The sequence below is a fragment of the Candidatus Magasanikbacteria bacterium RIFOXYB2_FULL_38_10 genome (assembly GCA_001783145.1).
Classification (GTDB): Bacteria; Patescibacteriota; Patescibacteriia; order Magasanikbacterales; family UBA10003; genus GWC2-40-17.
Genome location: MFQT01000011.1, coordinates 26,275 through 41,475 on the forward strand (window position 1 = coordinate 26,275; position 15,201 = coordinate 41,475).

Annotated in this window: 9 protein-coding genes; 2 read left to right on the forward strand and 7 right to left on the reverse strand. The window is 39.5% G+C overall.

What is annotated here, in order from left to right; all coding sequences use genetic code 11:
* Positions 1–11 precede the first annotated feature (11 nt).
* The 7 genes from A2294_00175 to A2294_00205 all read right to left on the reverse strand — a co-directional run bounded on the left by A2294_00175 (position 12) and on the right by A2294_00205 (position 14,215).
* Positions 12–8,798, reverse strand: a complete 8,787-nt coding sequence (locus A2294_00175) for a hypothetical protein (protein OGH85661.1) — start codon at positions 8,796–8,798, stop codon at positions 12–14.
* A gap of 7 nt (positions 8,799–8,805) precedes the next feature.
* Positions 8,806–10,779, reverse strand: a complete 1,974-nt coding sequence (locus A2294_00180; GenBank protein OGH85662.1) for a hypothetical protein — start codon at positions 10,777–10,779, stop codon at positions 8,806–8,808.
* Between the two features lie 58 nt (positions 10,780–10,837).
* A complete protein-coding gene (locus A2294_00185; protein OGH85663.1) occupies positions 10,838–11,296 on the reverse strand; it encodes a hypothetical protein in 459 nt (152 codons plus the stop codon).
* Positions 11,297–11,332: 36 nt separating this feature from the next.
* Positions 11,333–11,581 carry a hypothetical protein gene (locus A2294_00190; protein ID OGH85664.1) on the reverse strand — a complete coding sequence of 83 codons (249 nt, stop codon included), beginning with the start codon at positions 11,579–11,581 and terminating at the stop codon, positions 11,333–11,335.
* Between the two features lie 46 nt (positions 11,582–11,627).
* Positions 11,628–12,875 carry a histidine--tRNA ligase gene (locus tag A2294_00195; protein OGH85669.1) on the reverse strand — a complete coding sequence of 416 codons (1,248 nt, stop codon included), beginning with the start codon at positions 12,873–12,875 and terminating at the stop codon, positions 11,628–11,630.
* A 101-nt stretch (positions 12,876–12,976) separates the two neighbouring features.
* Entirely contained in the window at positions 12,977–13,603 is a 627-nt protein-coding gene (locus tag A2294_00200) for a signal peptidase I (GenBank protein OGH85665.1), read from the reverse strand.
* A gap of 45 nt (positions 13,604–13,648) precedes the next feature.
* Entirely contained in the window at positions 13,649–14,215 is a 567-nt protein-coding gene (locus A2294_00205; GenBank protein OGH85666.1) for a hypothetical protein, read from the reverse strand.
* Here A2294_00205 and A2294_00210 point away from each other — a divergent pair.
* Positions 14,195–14,617 (forward strand): hypothetical protein, encoded by a 423-nt coding sequence (locus tag A2294_00210; GenBank protein ID OGH85667.1) that lies wholly within the window; start codon positions 14,195–14,197, stop codon positions 14,615–14,617. The genes A2294_00205 and A2294_00210 overlap by 21 nt on opposite strands.
* Positions 14,587–14,811, forward strand: a complete 225-nt coding sequence (locus A2294_00215) for a hypothetical protein (GenBank protein ID OGH85668.1) — start codon at positions 14,587–14,589, stop codon at positions 14,809–14,811. Before A2294_00210 ends, A2294_00215 begins: the two co-directional genes overlap by 31 nt.
* Positions 14,812–15,201 lie beyond the last annotated feature (390 nt).

Here is a 15,201-nt window from a genome sequence, read left to right on the forward strand (position 1 = left end):
TAATCAAAAAATTATTGTGAGATAGTCATTATTTTACAGCCAAAAGCACAATAAGTACAACTCGGAGCGCCTTGTTGCGGAACGCAGGCATCGCCATTGGCCGGACCAAAATCACATTCCTCGCCCTGATCTTTATAATTACCATCATTATCAGAATCAATGCCGCAATTAGCTAAATAAACCGGTAACTCCGGAGCCTTAAACGGCAGACAAGAAATGTCAGGGGAGGAAAAATAGGCCAAATCCAGAGAATTATTATCCCAAGAACAAGAATCATTGGAAAAATTCTTAGTGGCAGAAGTATTATCAACGTAGTAAGGCCAGCCGGTGGCGCTGGCTTGTTTCACAGATTTTACTTCGTTCGTCATCTGACAATATTTTTTGCCTGGTTGATAATTTTCACACTGTCCACTTTGACAATCTTGGTCTTTTTCACAATACTTATTCACCGATAGGCCACCGCTACAACTGCCTATCTGGCAAGTTTCACTAGCCTCGCACTCTTCATAAACGGGATTTATTAATCCGTCGCCGCAATAATCGCGGCCTTGGCAATCATAAGCGCAAGAACCTTCTTTTACTGTATTATACTTAGCTCCGCTCCTAATACAATTACCGCCGGTGGGACATTCATTGCTACTACTGCAAAAATATAAATTATCATTATCACACCAGCCCTTATTTGAAGAATCTATCTCACTAAAATTATTTTCTTTTTGTGCCCATAAGTAAAAAGAAAGAGGACCTGAAGTGAAAATTTCATATTTAAACGCCGACGAATCGCAAACCTCATTTCCTTTTGTAAAATATTGATCCCCGCATTTATTGGCGGTATTTAAAGTACAATCGGCTTTACAATATCCATATTTGCCATTATTAAACCCATCATCACAAATTTCTGGTCCATTTTCAATACCGTCACCGCAAAAGCCTGCAGATACGCAAGATCCTGTTTGAGAAGAAGTGTGCGTATAAATAAAACTAATTTCCTCTCCAGTTAAAGCCCTATTATAAATACGGGCGTCGTCTAAAAGACCCTCAAAATAGTGTTCAGGATTACTTGTTAATGAATTATTTAAAGCCAGCGAGTCGCCACTTGCTTTAACTCTATAACCATTAACCACTTGGCTTATTTTCTGACCATCTAAAAACAAAGTGGTTGAAGAATGTATTCCATCCCAATCGCCAGCAACAGCCAAATGATACCACTGATCTTTATTAAGATCCGGTTGACTGGAAGGAAACCCAATTTCAGTGTTGGGCGCGCAACCGCTGGCATTACCGGAACCGGTGCATTTTGACGAATCAGTTGGCTGATTTCTAATACTGGCCATAATTTTTTTGCCCCTAATGGCTATATACACCCCGGAACCCGGATAACCACCGCGGAAATTAGAGATTAAAAACTTTGCGGTACTATCAGCGGGATAATTACTAATATTAAACCAAAGGGCAAAAGTAAAACTGCCATTATTTTGAAAATCTTTAATGCTCTGATTATTAGCCGGGATGGTAATATAGGGTGGATTGCTTACTGGAGCAGGAAACTTTATTGCGTTACTAATTTTGCCTTGTAAAAACTCAGCTGTGTTAATTAGCTTACCATTATTACCATAACCGCTTTTATCTAAAATTGTGTTGCCGCTCACATCAGCAGTATCAAAAGTCCACCGGCCTATTAGACTGGAAACATCCGAATCCCACCCCAGGCAATCAGTCTTGCATTTTTCAAGTTTCTGCCCAGGGTATTTGCTTTCATCCGCTGATGTTAAAGGATCATTGACGGGTAAGCAAGAAACCAATCTAGTTTCCCCGGGAGTACAAACACCGCACTGAGTTTGGGCTGTCTGTATCACATTATTGCAAGAATTGTACAATTGAAAATCAACGCCGCTTATTGAACAATTTCCCCCGCCAGGCAGGCAATCCGTATCGGTTTTGCAAACATTTTTGTTTAAGCTGCAAAGCTTGATATTTAAAAAATCATTTAAATTACGAGCCCAAGTTAATCCGGAGACAATTTCCAAATCGGCTTTGATAACCGAAGAGGCTCCGGCAATGGTTTGATACTGATAAACATGCGAACCGCCGGGACAAATAAAGGTGGAGTTAGCTTCATTCCAACAAGTGTCGGCATTATAAGGACCTAAATTTTCTCCGTCAGCAAACACCTCACTGTTGCCACATTCATAAAAATTATTAAGAGGGTCGATTGGCATGCCAAAACCCAAGGAATTGCTTAAAAGTTGCCAGGATTTCCATTTACTATTGGTATAAGATGGCAAAAATGTACCATACTCCGTACTTTCGGTAAGTTTGGGAAAAAAACCTTTAGTAGCGTAATACCCTGCCAATTTTTCACTGACAGCCTTTAAATCTTTAAAACGGACAAAATCGCGGTTTATCTGTGCAAGCCTTGCTTTACCGGTAAAATTAACATTTAAAGTAAAGTTATTTAAAAGCTGAGTGACAACATTTAAAGTTTCACTGCTGGGATTATCACTGAAAGAAAAAACATAAACATTGGAATAAATCTTGTTATCCAGACTGATATTTAAACCGTTAACATAATAAGTTCGGCCTTCTTGCAAGGCTTGATAAACGTGATCATCAGATCCGATTCTAACGGCATTAGTTGATCCCTTAGGAATCCAGGGTTGGGAATTATACCAATCTTTAGTAGATAAATAATTAGGATTAGGATAAACACGCAGACCAATACTGTCCCTATTAACAGAATTGGCAAAAGTAAAGAAAAATTCTTTAAAGATACCGGAAGAATCTTGATGTCCGCCGGTTTGATGATAAAGAGGGGTATTTAAATTTAAAGCGCCCAAATCATCAGCTATATCATTACTTTTACCTGTGTCGCGGCAATATAAAAGTTTAAAATTAGTCCAGCCGTTGCCTTCACTTATGGCATTTTTGTTATCTAACGCATCAAAATACCCCAAGCCCAAACCAGGACTATAAGGATTAAAAGACGGCCAGGGATTTTCACATAGAAAAACGGAAATGGTGCCGGTGGCGCTAAAAACCCGTCCTACCGTGGTATCCCTGGAGGTGTCTTCGGTAATTCTAGTAAACGCGCCAATAGCAGTATCACCGTTTTTGCCCAAAGCTTTAACATCAGCGCTATCGTTAATGGAAGTAATACCTATAATATCGGGGGGCGGAAAATCTCCATCAATCCAACCATACTCCCAATTATAAGCACCGGGCATAGGCATAAGCTCTTGCACCAAAGAAGTCCCCGGAGCAACAAACTGCGGTTTGGCATTAAATTGATGTGTTTCATCTTTCCTGGTAAAAATTTGAACGGCAGGATCAAGAGACAAATGATCAATTTTGCAAAGATTACCAGCGGTTTTAAAATCAATTATTCTAGTATTCTGCATTCGCACTCCTTCAATATTGCGCGATTCCTTAAAAACAACCAACCGGTAATTGGTATTTTCCGCCAAAGGCTGTTTTAATTCTAAAATCGCTTGGGTAGTAGTGGCATTAACGCCGCCTATTACAGTTGAAATCTCCCGAATTTTTAAATCATAAATAATATCTCCGGCGCAAAAATACTCTGCCTGTACCGGCCGGCCAAAAAAGCGGCGCGCGGCGAATTTTATCTTTTGCCAAAAATTATGAGGTTCTTCTTCTTTTTGTCCCAACAAATAGGTGCCTTGCGCACAATTAGGAGTACTGGTGGTTTTAGCTAAGGCAATATTAAAATATCCCAAGGTAGTACTGGTAAAGCTGTTCTCTTCCATTGGTTGATCAAATTTGACTGATAAAAGAGCATTAGGGCAAATATTTGTTTGTAAGCCATTTCGCGGCAAGGTATCTACATCCTCCACCACAGCGGGACGTTCATAGCAACAAGAATTTTTTCCTGCCCCCTTATCTGCATCACCTAAAGGACAACTGGAATCAACAGGAGTGTAGCCGCACTGCAAAACAAAATCCGCCACCCCTCTCTTCCCTTCCGTATCTGCATAAATTTGAGTTTTTTGGTGTTTATTAGAATCCGGCGTGCCTTGCCCAATAGCCGTGGCGTATTGCAGAGGATCAATTAAGCCGTTTCCCAAAGCTGTTTCAAAGCCGGTAGTTAACAGACAATTGTTGGCGCAGTTGGCCCCTCCATCGCACTCTTCATTATTTTCTATTACCCCGTTGCCGCAAACAGGAACAGCGCGATATTGGTTAAGACACCTTGATTCTTTAGTAGTAGAAGAACCGCCAATGGTAGCAACGCAATGCGCCAAACTAATGGGATTAGCTGTAGTAAACAAACAACCGGCCGTACAAGTACTACCAGGCAAACCGTTTTCCGCACCTAAATCACATTCTTCATTTTTTTCCGGGGTACTATAAGGTCCGCCGTTGCCGCAACAATTAGGATCAGTTCTATTGAAACACGCACTGGTGCCTAACTTAAGGCGAGGTAAAATTTGACAATCCGTGGAGCAGTTGGCCGTATTGTTATCGCAAGTTTCCAAAGCATTGCTTTGAATAGCCCCGTCTCCGCAATAATTTGTTAAAGCAGAGCTGCCTCCCCTTCTAACACCTAAATCATAATTGGAAACAAAGGCCACGTTAGAATTTTGCGATTGCCAAGACCAATTATAGGCAAAGGCATTTAATTGCTGGCCTTCAGCCAAACAATTATCCGGAGTACCGAAAGCAGAGCTTACCAAAGCGCTTTGGCTACCAATCCAATAAACAGTGGAGGTGGCGGGTGAAATTTTAACTCTTTCAATCCTACAAACATTAGAATCATTTTTAGTACGAAAGGTCCAAGAAAAAGCGCAATAATTACCGCCTCCGCAATTATAATTCAAATCTTCATCAGCCAAAGGAACCCCGCCCTCGCTCTTAACATTATTTTTAGCGCTTAATTTAATGCGGTAATAAGTGTTTGGTAATAAATTAGTTCCTAAAGGAGCCAAGGAAATATTAAAATTACGGCAAGCTTTATTTGCGCCAACCTCTTGATTACAGTCACTGGAGTTAACAACGCTACCCAAAAGATTATTAGTTTGAACATTACAATTTTCATCCGGACATTGATAAATCTGCAGATTCTGTTCAACACCCTTCACTCTTATATCAAATTTAACTTCAATAGAGCTGTTAATACAGGCGGTATTACAAATTGGCTTGTAACTTATTATCTTTGGCTTGGAGGGAAAAACATACAAAATGGCATTATCTCTTATAGAGCTTCCACCGCTCTCTGTCTTAACCCAAACTTTTTCTCCACTAACAGGAGTAATTTTGTCTAAAGTTGTTAAATCTTGATTAGGTTTTCCTCTGCCAACATTAGGGTCACCCGCAGGCCATTTGTCATTAGTAATTGAAGCATAAATGCTAGTATCACCAACATTAAATCCGGCATTCCATTGCCAATTGTAGGCATTGGCGTCAATTAACCAACATTTGTTATCAGAGGCAACGGCAGAAACATTGTACAAAATTTTAGTGCCTGGATAATAAAGAGTGTTAAAATCTTTAGCGGTAAAAAGATGAGGGATTACAACCGCGCTACCCAATTTACATAATTCAGTACTATTTTTTGTCTTGAAATTAAAACAATAAGAAGCTGAAGAGCCGCCTACGGTAGGACAAATTCCGGTTGGAGAAGGAAGCATTTCTTTTTCTAAAAGAGAATCTGTGGGCACAAAACTTTTAATTTGAGTGGTTAAAACAACTCTATACCAGGTATTTTGATTCAAAAGACCGCTATCCGGAGAAAAGATGATGGTATCATATCCACCAGATCCAGGGTCCAAGGTTCCATCAGATAGTTCAAAACTCAAATTTCCTCCGATTTCTTCAACCCATCCGGAAGCAGGGCAAGTACCACCGGTACATTTTTGAATAATAAAAGAATTGCCTTTAATAATGGTGCTTTGTTTAATTAAACTGGTAAATCTGACCTTAATTTGAGTATTTAAACAAACGTTTGTAGAATCATCCCAAAGCTGGGAAGGAGTGGGGCTGGGAACTTTGCCGCTTACACATTCCTCCACTACCCTTGGCACAACAGGCAATTGACCGGTGCTAAAAGACCAGGCAAACATTGAAGATTTAAGGCCGGTTTCTTCCGGACAAGCTGCGGTTGCATCTATACAGGAACCACCGTCACAACATTTTTGTCCATCTCCGCAGATTTCATTTAATTTTTTACCGGCGCTTATTTCTTCTTTACAATTTTGAACTTTAAAGTTTATTGAGTTACGGCTATAAAGATTTTTTTCATTAGACCAGACTTTGATTTTACCGGTTTTGACACCTATAGGAACAGCATCTATTATTTTTAAATTTTCCCAAATTCTGGGAGAAACCGCATTGGAAAAACTACTGGTGACATTCTGCCAATACTCCACCGCTCCATTATTTGCCGCAGGACCAAAACCCTCACCTTGCAAGGTAATAATTGTACTTATCGGCCCATTATTAGGGCTGACACTACAAAGACCGGGCTGAAGAGGATTTTTATTAATTGTAAATTTTTGCCAATTGCTGGTAAAGACAGCCGAACCGGAACCTGTTCTTACCTGAACATAATAATCGGCTGTACTTACCCCGTCCATAGCGGAAGAAAGAGCAGCTGGAACTTTTACAATCACTTGAGTAGGCTTCCAAGAATTAGAACAGTAACTTGGCGGCAAATCGGCTAAAATTCTTGTCTCGTTTTCATCTGCAGGATTAACCTTAAAAACAACCGAACCGGATTCTCCAAAATTGGCTCCGGAAATAGTTAGATAAGTACCAACAGGACCATTTTCCGGATCTATTGAATCAATACGCGGCACCAAATTTTGCGCTACGGATTTTATAGTAAAGGGTACAGAATTACTAACCTTGTTTTCAAAGGTGTTGACAGAAATAGAAAGCGTCTGACCAGGCATTTGCGGAACTTTAGTTGTAATTCTCTGTCCGTTAGCTTGCCAATCTACAATGCTATTGCCGTTAATAGGTAAATAAGAAAAATTTACTTTACCAATCTTAACACCAAAATTTTCCCCGGCCAAAGTTACATTATTAAAAGGCGCTTCGGTAGCAGGGCTTACACAAATTAAACCTGGCAAAACTTCGGCTGTAGCGGAAAAAATTCCTTTAAACCCCCAATCCGTATCATCGGTTTTGTCAAAATGACCCAAATCCGCCCCGCCACTATAACCGGTTGTTCTAATTTCAATGATTCCGCTGGTATTACCGATTGGAACTCTTGCCACAACAGAATTATTATTCCAAGTTGGGTTGTTTCCGGTTAAGGGACAGGCCACCGCCGGCGCCGGAATATTGTTTAATAAAATTTGGCCTTCGGAAGAGCCGAAATTTAAGCCTTTTAAAGTAATCAAACTGCCCGCTCCTGCCTGCAGAGGGGCCACATTTAAAATCTTAGGACGGATTAAACACTGGTGTGTAGTTAAATCGCAATACCCGCCGGCGCAACTAAAATTGGTATAGCACCTTTGTCCCGCGCAGGCGCCGCATTCACTATTTAATCCGCAATCCGGTGTTATTCCATCGGCGCTATGCGCCTCTTCCTCTTTTTTATCAGTATCTAAATTTCCGTTAAAACAATAAGAGGGAATTATTTTGATATTTTGTATGGTAGAGGTTGTGCGATGATTGTCTAAATCATAAGCTCTGGCCGCCAAGGTGGCTGTTTCCGCTTTTTCAAAATTTGTTAAATGCGGAATCCACAAATTAAATTCCCTGGAACCATTGGCCTCAAAAGGATTAATTGTTAGTTGGGCAATAGTACTAATAACTTGATTTTGTTTGGTGATAAAATCAAGTTGTTTAACTCCGGAATCATCAGAGTAATTAGCGCTAATTGTAGTGGCGCGATTGTCCCCCACTATCGCCCAAAGACCAGGCAAAACCATTTCCACACCTGGCGCCGCGGCATCATATTTATCACCGGTAGTAAAAGTGCTAACGCAAACATGATTAACACAATCTAAATCCGCACCGCCGGAACTTTTGATACTGGGGCTTAAAGTGACGCGATAAAGAGTATTAGTGGCAAAACAATCAGTAGCGGGATTGCCCGATCCGCAATTTCCCTGCGGATGAAAAGCTACCGAGCTGTCACTTAAAAATTCAAAAAATCCCGGATAATTATCAGTATCATAGGTTCCGTCCGGCAACTGTTTAACAATGGAAACGGTACTGGAGTTAATGGTTGTTCTGTTTACTCCCGCACTGCCAAAACCATTAAAAAATCCAATATTTACAACCACATTATATAAAGGAAGAGAGCCTTGCGGAATAACGGAAGCAAAAAAAGTATTTCCACCCACGGGGCAGATGATTGGATCAGCGCAAAAAGGCGGCGCACAAATTGGATCTGACGGATTAGTTAAACAATTAACACAGGCCTCTGGATTTTGAGTACAAAAATCATCAATAATGGAATTGGTTAATCTGGTAATGACGAATTGGGCGATGGAAAAAGCCGATAAAATTATTACCAATCCTATTACGGCATTTTTGATTATTGTTTTGGCTTCTTCCAATTTTTTTTCATTGCCTTCCGAGGTCATATATATAAAACCGCCATAAAGAAGAAAGCCCAAGGCCACAATTCCTAAAAGACCAAGGGCTACTCTGATTATTTTGGCCACAATTATTCTAATATCAGTATTAACCAAACCGGTATACTGGCCAAATTCTATGCCGGTATTAATCTGAGCCAAAGCCGGCAAAGCAACAAAAAGACCCAGGGCTAAAAAACCCAATACGAAAAGTTTTATTTTAAAATTTTTATTTTTCTTTAGCCAAAGCATAGACTATTTAAGGATTGTGAGGCGCGGGAACCAAAGGACAGGGTTCTCCCATTGAACAATAACCTTCATAATTGGTATTTTGTAAATCAAAACAGCTGGGGGTGTTATCATTTAATTTATTGGATTCGGAGATATCCCCAACCACGCACCTGGGACTATTTTGCAATACCGCAGGATAAAAACAATTTTGATAAATATCGTTTAATAAAGATGGCGCAAAGGGATAATAAATTGCACTTTCCGTATCAGCCGGGGCAGTGGGAGATTTTTGCCAAAAATCACCATGCGCAATTTCCGCAGTTGTCCTAACGGCTTTTTGAGTTGGCAAAATCACTTTTTGGCCCAAAGCATCATAAGAAGTCCCAAAATAAGTATAGTTAATATTAAAATCCTTATTGGTCTTTAAGACAATTTCTTTAAAACTTCCTATGGCCATTGGTTTATCAAAAGCCATATTTAAAGGCGCGGCAACATCAATTTTTTCCGCCAAAGAACCAGGTGTGATAACGGTTAACTTGGGAGCTGTAGTATCTAAAATTGCCGAAGTTAAAAATCTCCAAGAAAAATCATCCAGGATTTTTCCACTGGCCGCCTGCCATTGGTTTAATGTTTTAACTCCCGGCTCCAAAACAATTTTATTCTGCCCATTTATTCTTAACTCGCCGCCGCCATTTAAAGAATTGCCAGCCATATCCACCACTCCATCATAAAAATTGGCGGTAATTTGGGCTTGTGGTTTGTTAGAAGAATCAACACTAGCCGATTTTACCGTAGCCAAAATTTGTTTATCTCCAGGCAAACAATAAATTGTTTGACCGCAAGGATTATGGCCGCACTCATCAGCTGTTTTAAATTCCACCGTACGATATTGATTAGTAATTTTAAAATTACCGGAAATTAAAGGCTTGGTTCCTTCATCAATAGCCAAATTAATATTTTGAAAATTTTTAGTTGGATCGCCGGAAGCTAATTCAAAAAAGCCGCTGGCCGATAAAGGATCAACCGGTTCGTTAAAATTTATCTGTACCATTATATTGCGAGCGTACTTATCTAAAGAAGGAGTGGGAATAATGCTTTCTATTTGCGGTGGAGTCAAGTCCGCAACCGTGCTGACAGTAAAGCCCCAAGAATAAGCACCGATAGCTCCAAAAGCCGAACTGCCATCAGCCAATTTAACAGCATCGGTTAATTTAACGGTATAATTGGTATCTTGCAAAGCAGAACCCAGTAAAACTTTGGGTTTAAAAATAAAAGTCCTTTTATCAACAGATAAAAAAACATCAAATTGATTGGGTGCCATAGCGGCGCTTTCTCCTCCAGTTGTGGGATAAATCTTAAAGGCGGCGGAGGGACGATCATTATTTCCGCCTCCCAAAGTATCGCCAAATTGACCATTGTTATTACTATCTTGGATTAAACTGCCGGCCAAAATATCATATTTAAAAGTAATCACGATTTTGGTATTTCTGGGGATACCCATGGCTCCTCGTCCCGGGTAATGGCTTTCTATGACCGATCCTAAAAATCCGCAATCGGCGCAGACTGTTTCTCCGCCTATTGGCGGCGTTGTTTCTCCAGTTGGACCGGCCTGATATTCATTTAACAACGTATTAAGAACAAACTGCACAATGGCCAAGGCCGAAAGAATAATGGCTAGGCCAATAGCCATATTTTTTAAAATCGCTTTGGCGGTTTCCAATTTTTTTTCATTGCCCTCGGAGGTCATATACATATAGCCGCCGTACAAAGTAAAACCCACAGCTATAATTCCCAAAACTCCAAAAAATACCCTGATTATTTTAGCAATGATAATCCGAACATCGGTTTGCGCCAATCCGGTATAGGCGCCAAATTCTATGCCTGTATTAACTTGCGCCAAAGAAAAAGAAGGGGCAAAAACAAAAAGAACCGCCAACAAAAACACAAGAACTAAGGCGGTTCTTTTTAAAAACTTACTAATTGTAAATTTAAAATCCTCCATAAAATCAATATTCTTGTGAATATTGAAAATTTATCGCCGGAAAACCTTTGGACCACCGTCAAACCAACTTTTTAGAAACCAATTCCTTTACTGTATTTCCCTCGGCTCGGCCGCCGGCTTTTTTCATTACCAAACCCATTACCTTGCCCAAATCTTTAGCTGTAGCAGATAATTCTTTTATTGCTTCATCAACCAATTTAGCCACTTCTTCTACTGTTAACTCAGCAGGCAAGTATTGCTCTAAAACTATTATTTCTTCTTGCGCCTTTTCTAAAAGTTCTGTTCGATTGGCTTTGGCAAAATCAACTAAAGCATCTTTAAGTTGTTTGATTTGACGACGAATAATAGACAAAACTTCTTCTTCTGTCAATTCTACCTGAGGATTATTTTCCTTACCCCTTTTTTCTATAATGGCATTCTGCAAGGCAGTTTTAAGCATTCTTAAAATAGAAAGACGACTTTCTTTATTTTTTAAAGCCACAACTGCATCTTGCTCAATTTTTTCTTTGGTATTCATGGCTATTCTTTTACTCCTCCCTTTGAGCTTTTGATTTTATCTTCTACCCTTAGGCTTTTCTTCTTTTAAACGGCCGATTTTCTTAAGATAGCCCAGAGTCTCTGTTCGGCGATTTTTTTCCAAAGCGGATTTACGGCGCTGATTTTTATTCAAGTCCTTGGCAAAAAAACGGACTTTTTTGGCTTGCAAAATCTTTCCAGATTCCTTCATGCGATTCTGGAAACGACGCATTAACGCTTCAAAACTTTCGCCTTTTTTTCTTTTGACTTCTGACACATTATTCACCTCCCGGGTGTTAGCTTAATTATTAATTTATTATATCTTATTTTGCCTAAACTAGCAACATCTTTTTTTGAATCTCCGCCACGGCCTTATTAACATCAATTGTTTCCTGAACGCCCGACTCCATGTCGCGGATAATTACAGACCCGTCCTGTACTTCTTTTTGCCCCACAATTAAAGCATAACGCGCTCCTAATTTATCCGCCTGTTCCAATTGAGCTCTTAAACTGTTGCGGCAAAAAGCTTCAGCCACTTTGATTCCCGAATGCTTGAATTTTTCAAATAAAGTAAAAGCTTTGCGACGAGCCTGTTCCCCAAGCTGAGCAATAAAAATTTCGGCTTTAAAAGTTTCAGGTACTATGCGACCGGCTTCTTTTATTTTATTAACCGCGCGCTCTACTCCATGAGCAAAACCGCAAGCCGGCACAGGTTTTCCACCCAAGGCTTCGGAAAGCAAATCATAACGTCCCCCACCGCCCAGGGCTGATTGGGAACCCTCATCTTCACCCGTGGAATAAATTTCAAAAACCGTTCTAGTATAATAATCCAACCCGCGCACCAAATTATGATTTAAAAAGTAAGGCAAGCCCAATTCATCCAAATACTCCAAAACGCTCATAAAATGATTGCGGCAATCATCGCATAAAAAATCAATCATCTGGGGAGCGCCTTCTTTAATTGAAATACAACCTGGCTCTTTGCAATCTAAAAGACGCAGGGGATTTTTTTGCATTCTTTTTTTACAAGTCTCGCAAATTTTGGAACGATGGGTTTTATAATACTGCACTAATTCATTTTTGTAATTTTCACGACAAACTTGACAGCCCAAACTATTTATTTGAATAGAAGCATTAACACCCATCTCCGCATAAAAATTGTAAGCAATCATTATGATCATGGCATCGGCCACAGGACCGTCTTCTCCTAAAATCTCAAATCCAAATTGATGAAATTGGCGGTAGCGACCAGATTGCGGACGCTCATGTCTAAACATTGGACCCCAATACCAAGCCTTGATAGGTTGGGGTAAATTCCACATACCATGATTTAGAAAGGCGCGCATGATAGAAGCGGTAGCTTCTGGACGTAAAGCCAATTTTTGACCGTCCAAATCTTCAAAAATGTACATTTCTTTTTCTACAATATCTGTTTCTTTGCCGATAGAACGGGAAAAAAGTGTAGCCTCTTCTAAAAGAGGTGTATCTATTTTTTCAAAACCATAGGTTTTGGCCAAAGCACGGACTTTATCAAAAACCAGCCACCAGTAACCTTGATCGGATGGCAAAATATCTTTCATGCCACGCAAGGGTTGCGGAGTCTGAATGGTTTTTTTAATCGGCTCCGCTGTCGCTTCCTTATTATTTTTCTCTACTTTTTTTTCTTTCATATGGATAAAGATTAATTACCGTAAGAAGGGGTGTTAAAAATTTGGGCGCGACTCAAAGGAAGCCCGCGCAAAATAACTCTGCCCACAATTTCGTTTTGATCAATCGGACCAAAAAAACGCGAATCAAAACTGGAATTGCGATTATCTCCCAACACAAAAAAATGATTGGCATCTAAATTATAAATAACATCGGGTTTATTCTGTAATCCGGCGGGCAGATAATTTTCTTTTAAAACCAAGCCGTCCGGATTTTGATCATTATAAATAATTACCTGGCCGTCTTTAATTTTTACTCTTTCGCCAGGCAAGCCAATAATGCGTTTTAAAAAATATTCGCTCCTATTGCCTGGATAATGAAAAACTACAATTTCCCCCCTTTGCGGTGTGCGCAAACGATAGCTTAATTCATCAATGATTAAATATTCCTTATCAAAAAAGTTTGGTTCCATGGAAGCACCTTTGACATAAAAAGGTTTGAACAAAAAATAGCGCACTAAAAAAATTGTCACGATAGCAAAAAAACCCAGTTTGATTATTTCCAGGATAAATAATTTTATGTTGCTTTGAGGAGTAAGGGTTTCTTCTTGCTGTTTTTTAAACCAATTAGCCGGATTAAATCTTTGCCAAAATTTATTCATGTTTTTAATTAGGTAAAAGAAAAATTAGGTGTTTTTTGAGCAGCCTTATTTACTGAAGACATTGTAGTCTAATTTAAGAGAAAAAGCAAGGCCTGATAAATACAGCTTATTTAAGCTAAATTTTCCACTAGATAAAATGTCTGAAAGTATTTTATGGTTGACGCTGGCAAAGAATTTCTGTATATCACACTTTAGCACCCAGCAGGTGCGGGCATAATTCTGACTTACCTTGTGGGACATTCTCTTAAATTTGTCTAAAGCCTTATGAGTGCCCTTATCTTTACGACAAGAAAAAGAATCGTCTATAAAGGTTTTATCAAAGAAAGGATAAAGCTGACGATAGACAGCGTGATGGAGTAGACGATCACGGACAGAGGCCTTGTGAATATGCCGACGCTTAGGATCATTAACATAAAAATCTTCATAGTCGCCATGATGGTAAATATGATTGGCTAAATCACGTTGAAGTGATAAAATATTATCTAACAGATCACGTTCAAAAATTTGAACATCTTCTTTCATCTTTTTACCAACAATAAACTCCTGCCAAGCATATAATAAATTATCTAAGTTAATAATATCATTATACGTATGATGGAAAATACTTTTCATAATCAAAATCAAAAAAATTTTCCTTTAACCCCCCCCCCCCTTTTTTTACGCATTGGAGAGGAAATACCAATTTTAAGTAAACTTAGCGAGGCCTACAAGTTATGGCAAGAATATTTAGCGCACTTGCCCAAAATGACACGTTATACAATCGGAGCAAGAATAGATAATCTGTTTACTGATTTAATTGAAATAATATTAAACGCTGGTTATACAAAAGGCAAAGAAAAACTACCCCTGTTAGAAAAATTCAGCAGAAAATTTGATGTTTTAAAATATTTTCTTAAACTGCTTTGGGAGATAAAAGCCCTCAATAATACTAAGTACATTACCCTTTCGGACAAATTAGACCAGATTGGAAAAAAATTAGGTAAATGGCTACAATTTTTTACCCTTCAAAAATAAACTCCTTCAAAAAATTGAAGGAGAATGAAAGACTGGCGGACAGCCAGGAATCGGCAGTTGCCGTTCCAGTTGTTGCTGATCCAGTTCAGGTTGAGGTTGCGTTTGGAGTCGTTCCTGTTGAGGTAGGCGACATGCAGGTTGCCATTGAAGTTGCGCCAGACCGAGCCACCACATATATGCAAGACAGCTTCTAGAACACTACTCCTTGTCCGCCTCTACTGGTTAGCTGACTTAGGGTTGAATCGCATTTGGAGACGTTATCTCCCTACTATCTTGCACCAAGTATTTCATTTTTAGGATTTATCCATCACACACTAGCATAAGCCAGTAGCCGATGCTACTCTGGTTTTTTGGATAATCCAGATTTCAACCGCCCAAAGCCATAGCCGTGGACTGTATCGTTTACTATCCAAATATATTATAAGCTAAGCCTGAAATTTCGTCGAGCCCAAAAGAAAAAATTTTCTTTTGGGCTCGACTCTGACAATTAAAAAATCCCCATAGACAGAAGTTCATCTGCTATGGGGTAAGGTTACTTACGCAAGGGTTAAAGGTTCAGGAACCAGGTATCCTGGGATCCAGGG